The following is a 12,824-nucleotide window of genomic DNA, read 5'->3' on the forward strand; positions in this document are numbered from 1 at the left end:
GTTGACTTCCTCCGCAGCCCGGTCCTAGCGTTGCCAACAAGCGTTGACCAACACACGTTGACCAACAGGCGTTGGCACCCAGGAGGTCACCATGAACGGCACCAAGGGAAACATCATCGTCGTCGGCTCCGGCCCCACCGGCCTGCTCCTCGCCGGTGACCTCGCCGCCGCCGGCGTCCCGGTCACCGTCCTCGAAAAGCGCCCCCACACCGTCAGCAACCTCTCCCGCGCCTTCGTGCTGCACGCCCGCACCCTGGAGCAGCTCGACGCGCGCGGTGTCGCCGACGATCTGGAGGCCGTGGGCCGGCCCCTCGACCGCCTCCGTCTCTTCGGCCGGCTCACCGTGGACCTCGCCGCCCTCCCCTCCCGCTTCCGTCACCTCCTCGTCCTGCCGCAGTACGAGGTCGAGAAGGCCCTGGAGCGGCGCGCGGTCGAGGCGGGCGCCGACTTCCGTCACGAGACCGAGCTGACCGGGCTCACCCAGGACGCGGACGGGGTGAGCGTCGAGGTGCGCGGCCCCGAGGGGCGCACGGAGACCCTGCGCGCGGCGTATGTCGTCGGCACCGACGGCATGCGCAGTGCCGTACGGGACGCGATCGGGCTGCCCTTCCCGGGCAAGTCGGTGATCCGGTCGGTGGTCCTCGCCGATGTCCGGCTCGCCGAGAAGCCGCCGGCCCTGCTCACCGTCAACGCCGTCGGTGACGCCTTCGCCTTCCTCGCGCCGTTCGGCGACGGCTACTACCGGGTGATCGGCTGGCACCGCGGCCGCAATGTCCCCGACACCGAGCCGCTGGACCTGGCCGAGATCCAGGAGATCACCCGCCTCGCCCTGGGCCGGGACTTCGGGATGCACGACGCCCGCTGGATGTCCCGCTTCCACAGCGACGAACGGCAGGCGCCCGCCTACCGGGTCGGGCGGGTCTTCCTGGCCGGAGACGCCGCCCACGTGCACACCCCGGCCGGCGGTCAGGGCATGAACACCGGGCTGCAGGACGCGGCCAACCTGAGCTGGAAGCTGGCCACGGTCGTCACCGGGCACGCGGATCCCGCCCTGCTCGACACCTACCAGGCCGAGCGGCACCCCGTGGGCCGGGCAGTGCTGCACAGCAGCGGCGGGATCGTCCGTCTCGCCATGGCCAAGCGTCCCTGGGCCCTCGCGGCCCGCGCCGCGCTCACCGCGTTCCTGAACGCCGTCGGCCCCGCCCGGCGCGCGGTCGCCGCCCAGATCACCGGCATCGGCTACCGCTACCCCGCGCCGCGCGGCGCCCACCCTCTGACCGGCGCCCGCGTCCCGGACGTCGCCCTGGCCGGCGGCGGCCGGCTGCACGAGGCGCTGCGCGGGGGCCGGTTCGTGCTGATCACCGCCGAGCCGTACGCGGCGGACCCCGCCCGCGCGGACCGGCTGGCCGTGGCGCACTGGGCGAGCGACCGCCGTACGACCGTGCTGGTCCGCCCCGACGGGTACGCGGCCTGGGCCGCCGACTCGGCCGCCCGGGCGGACATCGAGGCGGCGGTCGCCGCGCACGTCGGCGGTTAGTGCGGCGCCTCCAGGGTTCCGGCGAGCAACTCCCTCAGCAGGTCGGTCAGTTGGCCGACCTGTTCGTCGTCGAGGAGTGACAGGGCCTGGGTCTGCACCGCGAGGCCCGCGCCGACCGCCCGGTCGATGACGTCCAGCCCCTTCTCGGTCAGCGTCACCTTCAGCCCCCGGCGGTCGTGCGGGTCGGGGGAGCGGCGCAGCAGTCCGGCCTTCTCCAGCTTGTCGAGACGGCCGGTCATCCCGCCGGTGGTGAGCATCAGGGTGGCCGACAGCTGCCGCGGCGAGAGTGTGTACGGCTCGCCGGCGCGGCGCAGGGTCGCGAGGACGTCGAACTCGCCGCGGGAGATGCCGTACGGCTGGTACGCCTTCTCCATACGGTCGCCCATGGCCCGGGAGAGGCGGTAGATCCGCCCGAAGACCTCCATCGCCCGGTAGTCGAGGTCGGGCCGCACGGCCGCCCACTGGTCGACGATCGCGTCGACGGGATCCTTGCCTGCACTCATGGTCCGAGTATCGCCTCCCGGACAGTCGTCAGCAAGAAAGTAGCTTGATGGAAAGTCGCTTAGTGCTAAGCTACTTTTCACCAAGCTACTTCAAGGGAGCAGGCATGGAGACACGAAAGAGTGAGCGCATCCCGGGTGAACGGGCCCTGCCGCTCACCGCCGCCGTCAACGGCGTCGGCACCGGTATGTACGTCCCGTTCACGCTGGTCTTCTTCCACGCCGTGACCGGGCTGTCCTTCACGGTCGTGGGCGCCGTGCTCACCGCCACCGGCCTCGCGGGCATCGCCGTACTCCCGCTCGCCGGGACGGCGGTGGACCGATACGGCGCCAAGCGCGTGCTGTACGCGCTGTACGGCGTCCGGGTCGCCGGCTTCGCCCTCTACCCCTTCGCCCGCTCCCTCGCCGCCTTCGCGGCCGTGGCCCTGGTCACGGCCGCCGCCGACCGGGCCTTCCCCGCCGTACAGCAGTCCCTGATCGGTGAGGTGGCGCGCGGGGCGGGGCGGGACCGGCTGCAGGCGTCGACGCGCGCGCTGCAGAACGCCGGAAGCGGGGCGGGTGCGCTGCTGGCGACGCTGGTCATCTCCCTGGCGGGCAGTGCCGGTTACACGTACGCGGCCTGGGGCAACGCCCTCTCCTTCGCGCTCGCCGCGCTGCTGCTGCGGCCCCTGCGGCCGGTGCGTACGACCGGGGAGGCCCCGGTCCCGCACCGGGCGGGCGCCGGCTACCGGCTCGTCCTCGCCGACCGGCCCTTCCTGGTCGTCACCGGCGCCAACTTCCTGAACGCACTGAGCTATTCGGCCCTGTCGGTCCTCTTCCCGCTGTTCATGGTGGAGTGGCTGCACGGTCCCTCGGTGCTCACCGGTGCCGCGTTCACCCTCAACACCGTGCTGTGCGCGGTGGCCGGGGTCGGCGTCGGTGCGCGGGTCCGCCGGGCCGGTGCCCGGCGCACCCGGGCGGCGGCGCTGGGCGGGGCCCTGTTCGCGACCGCCTTCACCGCACAGATCGTGCTCGGCACCGTGCGGCCGACGTCGGCCGCGGTCCTGGGCGGCGCCGTGGTCACCGTGGTCGTCGTCTACACCCTCGGCGAGCTGATCCACAGCCCCGCCGCCCAGGTGCTCGCGGTCGAGACGGCACCCGAGGCGGTGCGCGGACGGTATCTGGCGGCGTACCAGATGTCCTGGTCGCTCGCGAAGGCGGTGGCGCCCTCCCTGTTCACGGCCCTGCTCGCGCTGGACGGCCGGGCACCGTGGGCCGTGCTCGTCCTGACCTCGGCGGCGGCCGCCGCCCTCCTGATCCGCACGGAACGCCACCTGCCGCCGGAGGCGGTACGCCCGCTGCCGGCCGAGGCGGCACCCCTGCCGGCGCCGGTGGCCCGCACCGTCGCCCCCGCCCCGGCCCGGGCCGCTGTCCCGGCCGCCGCGTCCGCTGCCGTCACTGCCGGCCCGGAAGGGGTCCGGGCATGAGGCGATCCGCCACCGTCCTGCTCACCGCGTTCGCCCCGGTCTCCTGGGGAACCACCTACGCGGTCACCACGGAACTCCTGCCGCCGGACCGCCCCCTGTTCACGGCGCTGCTGCGGGCCCTGCCCGCCGGACTCGTCCTGCTGGCGGTGACCCGGGTGCTGCCGCGCGGCGGCTGGTGGTGGCGGTCGGCGGTGCTCGGCGCGCTGAACATCGGTGCCTTCTTCCCGCTGCTGTTCGTGTCGGCGTACCGGCTGCCCGGTGGTATGGCCGCCGTCGTCGGCTCGGTTCAGCCGCTGTTCGTCGTCGGCCTCTCGGCGCTGCTGCTCGGGCAGCGACCGGCTCCGCGCACGCTCGTCACCGGCGTCGTCGCCGCGCTCGGCGTCAGCCTCGTCGTCCTCCAGGGCACCGGGACGCTCGACGCCGTCGGCCTGCTCGCGGCCGTCGCCGCCACCGCCTCGATGGCCGCCGGTACGGTCCTGACCAAGCGGTGGGGCCGCCCGGACGGGGTCGGCCCGCTGGCGCTCACCGGCTGGCAGCTCACCGCGGGCGGCCTGCTCATCGCGCCCGTCGCTCTCCTGGCCGAGGGCACCCCGCCCGCCCTGGACACCCCGGCCGTCGGCGGCTACGCCTACCTCGCGCTGGCCAACACGGCGGTGGCGTACTGGCTCTGGTTCCGCGGCATCGGCCGGCTCAGCGCCCCCCAGGTCGCCCTCCTCGGCCCGCTCTCCCCGCTGACCGCGGCCGTCGTCGGCTGGGCGGCCCTCGGCCAGACGCTCACCCCGGTGCAGGTGACGGGCATGGCGCTGGCCTTCGGCGCGACGCTGGCGGGCCAGCGCAGAAGCCGCCCCACATCGTTCAGTTTCTCTGAAAAGAACCGTCGGAAACTTTCGATGGACCTGACCGATCGTCCGCTGCGACGGTAGGGCACACAGCACCGGAACCTCGCCGAAAGGACCTCTGTGACAGCCGTCCCGCACCGGACCCCCACCACCGTCGCCCCGGCCGCCGCCCGCCGCCCGCGCCAGGCCGCCGCCCCCCTGCTCGGCCTCGCCTGCGCCGCGCTCGCCACGGTCGTCTGGTCGGGCAGCTTCGTCACCTCACGCGGCCTGCACGACAGCGTCCCGCCCGTCCAGCACGCCTTCTGGCGCTGGGTGATCGCCCTCCTCGCCGTAGCGCCCTTCGGTGCGCGGGAGGCCTGGCGCCGGCGGGCCCTGCTGCGCCGTCACGCCGGCTACATTCTGCTCGCCTCCCTCCTCGGCGTGGCCGTCTACAACACCCTCGTCAACCAGGCCGGACTGACCACCCCCGCCGCCACCATGGGCATGATCATGGCCGCCTCGCCGGTGCTGATGGCGGTCTGCGAACGGCTGGGCGGCGTACGGCTCGGCGCGCGGCGCACCACCGGGCTGCTCATCGCCTGCGCGGGCGTGGCCCTGCTGCTCGGCGGCGGAGCGGACTTCTCGCCCGGCGACCTGTGGATGATCGCCGCGGCCTGCTGCTTCGCCGGTTACAGCGCACTGCTGCGCCGCCGGCCCGCCGGGCTCTCGGGCACCGGCTTCCTGTTCGCCACGTTCCTGACCGGCACGGTCCTGCTGCTGCCCGCACAGGCGGTGAGTGTGACCGTGCAGGGGTCCTTCCACCCCACCCCCGGCACAATCCTGCCCCTCCTCTACGTCGGCGTGGCCTCCTCCGCGCTCGCCTTCTTCGCCTGGAACAAGGCCGTCACCCTGATCGGCGCGACCCGTGCGGGCATCGTCTACCACCTTCAGCCGGTCTGTGTGGCCCTGCTGTCCTGGGCCGTGCTCGGCGAGACGACGGGCCTGCCGCAACTGCTGTCGACCGCGCTGATCCTGGGCGGGGTCATCCTGGGCGCCGGCTCCCGGCGCTGACGGCGGCGGTGTTGCCGGCGTGTCCCAGCAGGATCATGGCGTCGTGGTCCGGGCTGCCCGGCTCGGCCTGGTACACGATCAGCCGGTGGCCGTCGGTGCGGGCGACCTCGTACGCCTCGTAGCTCAAGGTCATGGTGCCGGTGGCGGGATGGGTGAAGTGCTTGCGGCCGTTGGTCCGGCTGCGCACCTCGTACCGCTGCCACAGAGCGGCGAACTCCTCGCTCTTGACGACCAGTTCGCCGACCACGCCGGTGACGTCCGGCGCGTCCGGATGACGGCCGGCCGCCGCGCGCAGATGGGCGACGGTGGCCGCGGCGACCTCCTCCCAGTTGCCGTACAGCCGGCGCGCGGCCGGGTGCAGGAAGGTGTAGCGGGCGGTGTTGCGGCGCGGCCCGGGCCACTCCTCGATGCCCGGGAGCAGCCGCAGGCCTCGCGGGTTGGCGGCGAGCAGGTCGTTCGCGCGGCTGAGGACGTACGCCGGACAGGGGTCGACGATGTCGAGCATGCGCAGCACGTCCGGGCGCAGCGCACGCTCCGGGGCCCCGGAGGGTGCCGGGGTGTCGGGGGCCTGCGCCAGCTCGAACAGGTGCCGTCGCTCGTCCTCGTCCAGCCGCAGCACCCGGGCCACCGCCTCCAGTACGGCGGGCCCCGGCCGGTGCTGCTTGCCCTGCTCCAGCCGCCGGTAGTACTCGATGCTCACGCCCGCGAGCAGCGCCACCTCCTCCCGGCGCAGGCCCGCCGTGCGCCGCCGGCCGGTGGTGGCCGGCAGCCCGGCCTGCTCGGGCGTGACCCTGGCCCGCCGTATCCGCAGGAACTCGCCCAGTCCCGGTGCCTTGTCGATGTCCACCCACCGAGTATGACGATCACGGCGGTGCCGGTGCGGGGCCCTGCCAGGGCCCCTCTTCGGCGGGCGTCCCCGGGGCGGGGTCCGCCGCGCAGACTGGGGGACACCGAACGACATGACCGAATGTGAGGAGCCGGAGATGGCAGAGGTCGCCGTGGTGGGGCTCGGCATCATGGGCCGGGGCATGGCCGAGAACCTGCTGAAGCACGGGCACACCGTGACCGTCTGGAACCGCAGCCCGCAGCGGGCCGCCGAACTGGCCGACGCGGGCGCGCGGGTGGCGGCCACTCCCGCCGAGGCCGCGTCCCACGCCGACGTCGTCTTCGAGGTGACCGCCGACGACGCCTCCTCCCGCGAGGTGTGGCAGGGCCCGGCCGGCATCCTGGCCGGCGCCCGCCGCAACGCCGTACTCATCGCCTCCGCCACGCTGTCGGTCGCCTGGATCGAGGAACTGGCCGGGCTCTGCGCGCAGGGCGGCCGTACCTTCTACGACATGCCGCTCACCGGAGGCGCCGCCGGGGCCCGCACCGGCACCCTGGTGCTCCTCGCGGGCGGCGACCCGGACGGACTGCCCGCGCTGCGGCCCGTGTTCGACGCGATCGCCCGGGACGTACGGCACTTCGGGCCGGCCGGCGCGGGCACCCGCTTCAAGCTCATCCTCAACGCCCTCCAGGCCGTCCACCTGGCCGGCTTCGGTGAGGCCCTGCGGCTGGCCGAGGCGGCGGGGCTGGACACGCGCCAGGTCGGCGAGGCCCTGCTGGACCGCCCCGGAGGCGTGGTCACCCGGCTCGCCTGGGACAGTCACCTCACTCCGCCCGAGCCCGTCAACTTCTCGGCCGAGTGGGCCCACAAGGACCTCGCCTACGCGGCCCGCATGGCCGACGCGACGGGACAGCGCCACCATCCCCTCCTCGACGGCGTGCTCAGCCTCTTCTCCACGGCGCTGGCCGAGGGGCGCGGCAAGGAGGACTGGAGCACGGTGAATCCGGTCGCACGGGAGACCGGCAGGTAGCGTGCCCGCATGGCCGAGTGGGACATCCGGAAGCTGCAGATCCTGCGCACCCTGCGCGAGCGCGGGACGGTGACCGCGACGGCCGAGGCCCTGCACATGACCCCGTCCGCGGTCTCCCAGCAGCTCACCAACCTCGCCCGGCAGCTGGGCGTACCCCTGCTGGAGGCGCGGGGCCGCGGGGTCCGGCTCACCGACGCGGCGCGCCTGGTGCTGGTCCACGCCGAGCCGGTCTTCGAGCAACTGGAGCGTACGGAGGCGGCGTTGGCGGCGTACCGCCAGGGGGAGGCGGGGGAGGTACGGGTGGGCGCCTTCTCCACCGCGGTCCCCGCCCTGGTCGTACCGGCCGTACGGGCCCTGCGCGACACGCACCCCGGGGTGACCGTCCGCATACGGGAGGCGGAGGCCGCCGAGGCCTACGACCTGCTGGCCGCCGGAGAGGTCGACCTGGCCCTGTCTCTCGCGGCGTCGGCGCCCAGCGCGGCCGATCCCCGCTTCACCCGGGTCCCCCTGCTCACCGACCCCCTGGACATCGCCCTGCCCCCCGGCCACCCCCTGGCCACGGCCCCCGCCCCGACCCTCACCGACCTGGCCGCCGAACCCTGGATCTTCGGCGGCAGCGGCCCCTGGTCCGACATCACCCGCCGCGCCTGCGAGGCGGCCGGCTTCAGCCCCCACCAGGGCCACTCGGCCTCCGGCTGGACCGCGATCCTGGCCATGGTGGAGGCGGGCATGGGGGTGGCCCTGGTCCCACGGATGGCGGCGGTCCGCCGGGCCGGCGTCCTCATGCGCGACCTCGGCCCGGACGGCCCGGTGCGGCATGTGACGGCGGCGGTGCGCAGGGGCGGGGAGACGGGGCGGGCGGTGGCACACGTACTCGAAGCCCTACGGGCGGCGGCCGGGGCCCGGGTCACGCCGGACCGGACGCGTACGGGAACTCACCGAGACGACCCGCCGTGACCAGGGCAGTGACCAGGACGGCGAAAGGGGCGCCCGGCGTGCTGCCGGGCGCCCCTCGGGTGCGTGACTACTCGGCCGTCGCGGCGTCCGCCGCCTGGGCCTTCAGCGCGCGTTCGATGCCCGCGCGGGACTCCGAGACCAGGCGGCGCAGGGCCGCGTTCGGCTCGGCTGCGGCCAGCCAGGCGTCCGTCTTGGCCAGGGTCTCCTCGGAGACCTGGACCGCCGGGTAGAGGCCGATGGCGATCTGCTGGGCGATCTCGTGCGAGCGCGCGTCCCAGATGTCCTTGACGACCTCGAAGTAGCGGTCCGCGTACGGCGCGAGCAGCTCGCGCTGGTCGGTCTGGACGAAGCCGCCGATCACGGCCTCCTGCACGGCGTTCGGCAGCTTGTCGGAGTCGACGACCGAGGCCCAGGCCTCCGCCTTGGCCTCCGTCGTCGGGCGGGCCGCGCGGGCGGTGGCCGCGTGCCGCTCACCGGCCGCGGTCTTGTCCCGCTCGTACTCGGCCGCGATCTCCGCCTCGTCGAAGCGGCCGACCGCCGCCAGCCGCTCCACGAACGCCCAGCGCAGCTCGGTGTCCACGGCCAGGCCCTCGACGGTCTGGGTGCCGTCCAGCAGCGCCTCCAGCAGGTCCAGCTGCTCGGGGGTGCGGGCGGTCGCCGCGAAGGCACGGGCCCAGGCCAGCTGGTGGTCGCTCGCCGGCTCGGCCGCACGCAGGTGGGCCAGCGTGGCGTCGGTCCAGCGGGTCAGCAGCGACTCGCGGGCGGCCGGGTCGGCGTACAGGTCGATGGCGAGCTTGACCTGGCGGTGCAGCGACTGGACGACACCGATGTCCGACTCCTTGGCGATGCCGGACAGCACCAGGGACAGGTAGTCGCGGGTGGCCAGCTCCCCGTCGCGGGTCATGTCCCAGGCCGACGCCCAGCACAGGGCGCGCGGCAGGGACTGCTCGAAGTCGCCGAGGTGCTCGGTGACCGTCTTCAGCGACTCCTCGTCCAGCCGGACCTTGGCGTACGACAGGTCGTCGTCGTTGAGCAGGACGACCGCCGGGCGGCGCTTGCCCGTCAGCTGCGGTACGGCCGTCAGCTCACCGTCGACGTCCAGCTCGATGCGCTCGGTGCGCACCAGCTTGCCGGAGCCGGCGTCGAGGTCGTAGAGGCCGATCGCGATGCGGTGCGGGCGCAGGACCGGCTCGCCCTTGGCGCCGGCGGGCAGCTCCGGGGCCTCCTGGCGGACGGCGAAGGAGGTGATGACACCCTCGGCGTCCGTCTGGAGCTCCGGGCGGAGGACGTTGATGCCCGCCGTCTGCAGCCACTTCTTCGACCACGTCTTCAGATCACGTCCGGAGGTCTCCTCCAGCGCGCCGAGCAGGTCGGACAGGCGCGTGTTGCCGAACGCATGCGCCTTGAAGTACGCCTGCACGCCCTTGAAGAACTCGTCCTCGCCGACGTACGCGACGAGCTGCTTCAGCACGCTCGCGCCCTTGGCGTACGTGATGCCGTCGAAGTTGACGAGGACGTCGTCCAGGTCGCGGATGTCCGCCATGATCGGGTGCGTGGACGGCAGCTGGTCCTGCCGGTACGCCCAGGTCTTCATCGAGTTGGCGAACGTGGTCCACGAGTGCGGCCAGCGGGAGCCGGGCGCGGCGGCCTGGCAGGCGATGGAGGTGTAGGTGGCGAACGACTCGTTCAGCCACAGGTCGTTCCACCACTCCATCGTGACGAGGTCGCCGAACCACATGTGGGCCAGCTCGTGCAGGATGGTCTCGGCCCGCACCTCGTACGCCGCGTCGGTCACCTTGGACCGGAAGACGTACTGGTCCCGGATGGTCACCGCACCCGCGTTCTCCATCGCGCCCGCGTTGAACTCCGGCACGAACAGCTGGTCGTACTTCGCGAAGGGGTACGCGTAGTCGAACTTCTCCTGGAACCAGTCGAAGCCCTGCCGGGTCACCTCGAAGATCGCGTCCGAGTCCAGGAACTCGGCGAGGGACGGACGGCAGTAGATGCCCAGCGGCACGCTCTGCCCGTCCTTCTCGTACACGCTGTGCACCGAGTGGTAGGGGCCGACGATCAGCGCCGTGATGTACGACGAGATGCGCGGGGTCGGCTCGAACGCCCAGACGTTGTCCTTGGGCTCGGGCGTCGGCGAGTTCGAGATCACCGTCCAGCCCTCGGGCGCCTTCACGGTGAACTGGAAGGTGGCCTTCAGGTCCGGCTGCTCGAAGGAGGCGAAGACGCGGCGGGCATCCGGGACCTCGAACTGGGTGTAGAGGTAGGCCTGCTCGTCGACGGGGTCGATGAAGCGGTGCAGACCCTCGCCGGTGTTGGTGTAGGCGCAGTCCGCGACGACGCGCAGGACGTTGCGCCCCTCCAGCAGCCCCGGCAGGGCGATCCGCGAGTCCTTGAAGACCTCGGCGGGGTCCAGCTGGTCGCCGTTGAGGACCACCTCGTGGACGGCCGGGGCCACCAGGTCGATGAACGACTCCGCGCCCGTGCGGGCGACGTCGAAGCGCACCGTGGTCACGGACCGGTAGGTGCCGCCCTCCTGCGCACCGGAGAGGTCGAGATCGATCTCGTACGAGTCAACGGTGAGCAGCTCGGCCCGCTGCTGCGCCTCTTCGCGAGTCAGGTTTGTGCCAGGCACGCGGTCATCTCCTCGTTATGTGTCGGTTCCGCCATCCTTCCATGGGACCCATAGGGAACGCGATGTCCGGTTCCCGCCGGTCAGCGGGGCGCCGCGGCAGGACGCTGGACCCATGACGACGACACACACCCCGCGCCCCGTCCCGCCCCGGGTCCTGAAGGAGCTGCGGGCCGCCGATGACGCCGGGCGCCCCATGACCCCCTTCACCGACGCGGAGGGCGGCGCCCCGCTGCGCTGCTGCCTGCGCCGCAGTGAGCCCGGCGAGACGATCGCCCTGGTCTCGTACGCGCCGCTGCGCCGCTGGGCCGCCGAGACGGGCGCCGCTCCCGGCGCGTACGACGAGCAGGGCCCGGTCTTCATCCACGCGGAGGACTGCCCGGGCCCGTCCGGCACCGCCGCCCTGCCCTTCACGAACGCCCACCGCGTACTGCGCCGCTATGCAGCCGACGGCCGGATCCTGGGCGGCCGCCTGGTGGAGCCCGCGGAGAACCGCGACGGGGCCTTCGCGGACGCCTTCACGGACGCCTTCAGCGATCCGGAGGTGGCGGTGGTGCATGTGCGGGCGGTCGAGTACGGGTGCTTTCTGTACGAGGTGCGGCGGGACCGGGGCCGGCGTGCGCAAGGGGCGGCCACGTGACCGTGACCGCCCCTTGCCCGCGGACGACCTACTTCGCGGACAGCTCCGCCGCCACCAGCTCCGCGATCTGGACCGCGTTCAGCGCGGCGCCCTTGCGGAGGTTGTCGTTGGAGATGAACAGGGCGAGGCCGTTGTCCACCGTCTCGTCACGGCGGATGCGGCCGACGTACGACGGGTCCTGGCCGGCCGCCTGCAGCGGGGTCGGGATGTCGGACAGGGCGACGCCCGGCGCCTTCGCGAGCAGCTCGGTCGCGCGCTCCGGGCTGACCGGGCGGGCGAAACGGGCGTTGACCTGGAGGGAGTGGCCGGAGAAGACCGGGACGCGCACACACGTGCCGGAGACCTTCAGGGCGGGGATCTCCAGGATCTTGCGGGACTCGTTGCGCAGCTTCTGCTCCTCGTCGGTCTCGTGCAGACCGTCGTCGACGATCGAGCCCGCCAGCGGGAGCACGTTGAAGGCGATGGTGCGCTGGTAGACGTTCGGCTCGGGGAAGTCGACCGCCCGGCCGTCGTGGGTGAGCTTGTCGGCCTCGGCGGCGACCTTCTGCACCTGGCCGTGCAGCTCGGCCACGCCCGCGAGACCCGAACCGGACACCGCCTGGTACGTGGCGACGACGAGCGCTTCGAGGCCCGCTTCCTCGTGCAGCGGCTTCAGGACCGGCATCGCGGCCATCGTCGTGCAGTTCGGGTTGGCGATGATGCCCTTGGGGCGGTCGGCGACCGCGTGCGGGTTCACCTCGGAGACCACCAGGGGTACGTCCGGGTCCCGGCGCCAGGCGGAGGAGTTGTCGATCACCACGGCGCCCTGGGAGGCGACCTTTTCGGCCAGCGCCTTGGAGGTCGCGCCGCCGGCGGAGAAGAGCACGATGTCCAGGCCGGTGTAGTCGGCGGTCGCCGCGTCCTCCACCGTCACCCCGTCCAGCACGGTCCCGGCCGAGCGGGCCGAGGCGAACAGGCGCAGCTGCGTCACCGGGAAGTCGCGTTCCGTGAGGATCCTGCGCATGACCGTGCCGACCTGACCGGTGGCTCCGACGATTCCGACCCTCACAGTGACTCCCTCTTTGTGTCTCGTGCATGACCGGGGCTTTTCCATCATGCGGCCGACCCCGGTCCACCTGTCCAATTCTTTGCGAGGCGTGCCCGAAGAGTGGGACACGATCACCCGCCGGACGGTTCCCTGTGTCCGTCGGACACCGCGCTGAGCTGGAGATATTCCCTCCGCTGGGCGCCCGGGCCGCAAGCTGTGCTGTCCCGTCCCTGCCCGTCCGGCTCGCGGCCACACGGCGGTGTGACGTACACCTCTGTGGCACGGCGACGCATGAGCACGGCCGGTGGACG

General features: G+C 73.1%; 11 protein-coding genes. 7 read left to right on the plus strand and 4 right to left on the minus strand.

Annotated features, from left to right (window positions below; translation table 11 throughout):
- Nucleotides 1-91: 91 nt before the first annotated feature.
- Nucleotides 92-1,537: an FAD-dependent monooxygenase gene (locus tag ACIGXP_RS16955; protein WP_399768968.1), complete on the plus strand. Its 1,446-nt coding sequence runs from the start codon at nucleotides 92-94 to the stop codon at nucleotides 1,535-1,537.
- Here the strand turns inward: ACIGXP_RS16955 and ACIGXP_RS16960 are convergent.
- Nucleotides 1,534-2,040 carry a MarR family transcriptional regulator gene (locus ACIGXP_RS16960; protein WP_363214876.1) on the minus strand — a complete coding sequence of 169 codons (507 nt, stop codon included), beginning with the start codon at nucleotides 2,038-2,040 and terminating at the stop codon, nucleotides 1,534-1,536. The two genes, ACIGXP_RS16955 and ACIGXP_RS16960, sit on opposite strands and share 4 nt — an antisense overlap.
- 104 nt (nucleotides 2,041-2,144) lie before the next feature.
- Between ACIGXP_RS16960 and ACIGXP_RS16965 the strand changes: the two genes are divergently transcribed.
- The 3 genes from ACIGXP_RS16965 to ACIGXP_RS16975 are packed head-to-tail and all read left to right on the plus strand — an operon-like array spanning nucleotide 2,145 to nucleotide 5,392.
- Nucleotides 2,145-3,503, plus strand: coding sequence for an MFS transporter (locus ACIGXP_RS16965; RefSeq protein WP_399768971.1), 1,359 nt, complete (start codon nucleotides 2,145-2,147; stop codon nucleotides 3,501-3,503).
- The gene (locus ACIGXP_RS16970; RefSeq protein WP_399768973.1) at nucleotides 3,500-4,426 is read left to right on the plus strand and encodes an EamA family transporter; all 927 of its coding nucleotides are present in this window, start codon (nucleotides 3,500-3,502) and stop codon (nucleotides 4,424-4,426) included. The genes ACIGXP_RS16965 and ACIGXP_RS16970 overlap by 4 nt, the downstream gene beginning before the upstream one ends.
- A gap of 36 nt (nucleotides 4,427-4,462) precedes the next feature.
- Complete coding sequence (locus tag ACIGXP_RS16975) at nucleotides 4,463-5,392, plus strand: DMT family transporter (protein WP_399768975.1); 930 nt, start codon at nucleotides 4,463-4,465, stop codon at nucleotides 5,390-5,392.
- On the opposite strand, the gene ACIGXP_RS16980 is transcribed toward ACIGXP_RS16975, so the two are convergent.
- Complete coding sequence (locus ACIGXP_RS16980; protein WP_399768977.1) at nucleotides 5,364-6,239, minus strand: helix-turn-helix transcriptional regulator; 876 nt, start codon at nucleotides 6,237-6,239, stop codon at nucleotides 5,364-5,366. The genes ACIGXP_RS16975 and ACIGXP_RS16980 overlap by 29 nt on opposite strands.
- Before the next feature lie 40 nt (nucleotides 6,240-6,279).
- Between ACIGXP_RS16980 and ACIGXP_RS16985 the strand changes: the two genes are divergently transcribed.
- On the plus strand, nucleotides 6,280-7,248 hold the full coding sequence (locus ACIGXP_RS16985; protein ID WP_399769100.1) for an NAD(P)-dependent oxidoreductase: 969 nt from the start codon (nucleotides 6,280-6,282) through the stop codon (nucleotides 7,246-7,248).
- Nucleotides 7,249-7,257: 9 nt separating this feature from the next.
- On the plus strand, nucleotides 7,258-8,205 hold the full coding sequence (locus ACIGXP_RS16990; protein WP_363214871.1) for a LysR family transcriptional regulator: 948 nt from the start codon (nucleotides 7,258-7,260) through the stop codon (nucleotides 8,203-8,205).
- Nucleotides 8,206-8,272: 67 nt separating this feature from the next.
- Here the strand turns inward: ACIGXP_RS16990 and pepN are convergent, their stop codons facing one another.
- Entirely contained in the window at nucleotides 8,273-10,849 is a 2,577-nt protein-coding gene (pepN, locus tag ACIGXP_RS16995; protein WP_399768980.1) for an aminopeptidase N, read from the minus strand.
- Nucleotides 10,850-10,961: 112 nt separating this feature from the next.
- Between pepN and ACIGXP_RS17000 the strand changes: the two genes are divergently transcribed.
- Nucleotides 10,962-11,486 carry a DUF1203 domain-containing protein gene (locus ACIGXP_RS17000; RefSeq protein WP_399768982.1) on the plus strand — a complete coding sequence of 175 codons (525 nt, stop codon included), beginning with the start codon at nucleotides 10,962-10,964 and terminating at the stop codon, nucleotides 11,484-11,486.
- A gap of 28 nt (nucleotides 11,487-11,514) precedes the next feature.
- Here ACIGXP_RS17000 and ACIGXP_RS17005 read toward each other — a convergent pair whose 3' ends face one another.
- Complete coding sequence (locus ACIGXP_RS17005; RefSeq protein WP_399768984.1) at nucleotides 11,515-12,534, minus strand: aspartate-semialdehyde dehydrogenase; 1,020 nt, start codon at nucleotides 12,532-12,534, stop codon at nucleotides 11,515-11,517.
- Nucleotides 12,535-12,824 lie beyond the last annotated feature (290 nt).

Source organism: Streptomyces sp. NPDC053069 (genome assembly GCF_044546895.1).
Lineage (GTDB): Bacteria > Actinomycetota > Actinomycetes > Streptomycetales > Streptomycetaceae > Streptomyces.

Coding starts and splice junctions, on each gene's coding strand:
- ACIGXP_RS16970 (WP_399768973.1), top strand. CDS start 3,500: ATGAGGCGATCCGCCACCGTCCTGCTCACCGCGTTCGCCCCGGTCTCC.
- ACIGXP_RS17000 (WP_399768982.1), top strand. CDS start 10,962: ATGACGACGACACACACCCCGCGCCCCGTCCCGCCCCGGGTCCTGAAG.
- ACIGXP_RS16965 (WP_399768971.1), top strand. CDS start 2,145: ATGGAGACACGAAAGAGTGAGCGCATCCCGGGTGAACGGGCCCTGCCG.
- ACIGXP_RS16990 (WP_363214871.1), top strand. CDS start 7,258: ATGGCCGAGTGGGACATCCGGAAGCTGCAGATCCTGCGCACCCTGCGC.
- ACIGXP_RS16960 (WP_363214876.1), bottom strand. CDS start 2,040: ATGAGTGCAGGCAAGGATCCCGTCGACGCGATCGTCGACCAGTGGGCG.
- ACIGXP_RS16955 (WP_399768968.1), top strand. CDS start 92: ATGAACGGCACCAAGGGAAACATCATCGTCGTCGGCTCCGGCCCCACC.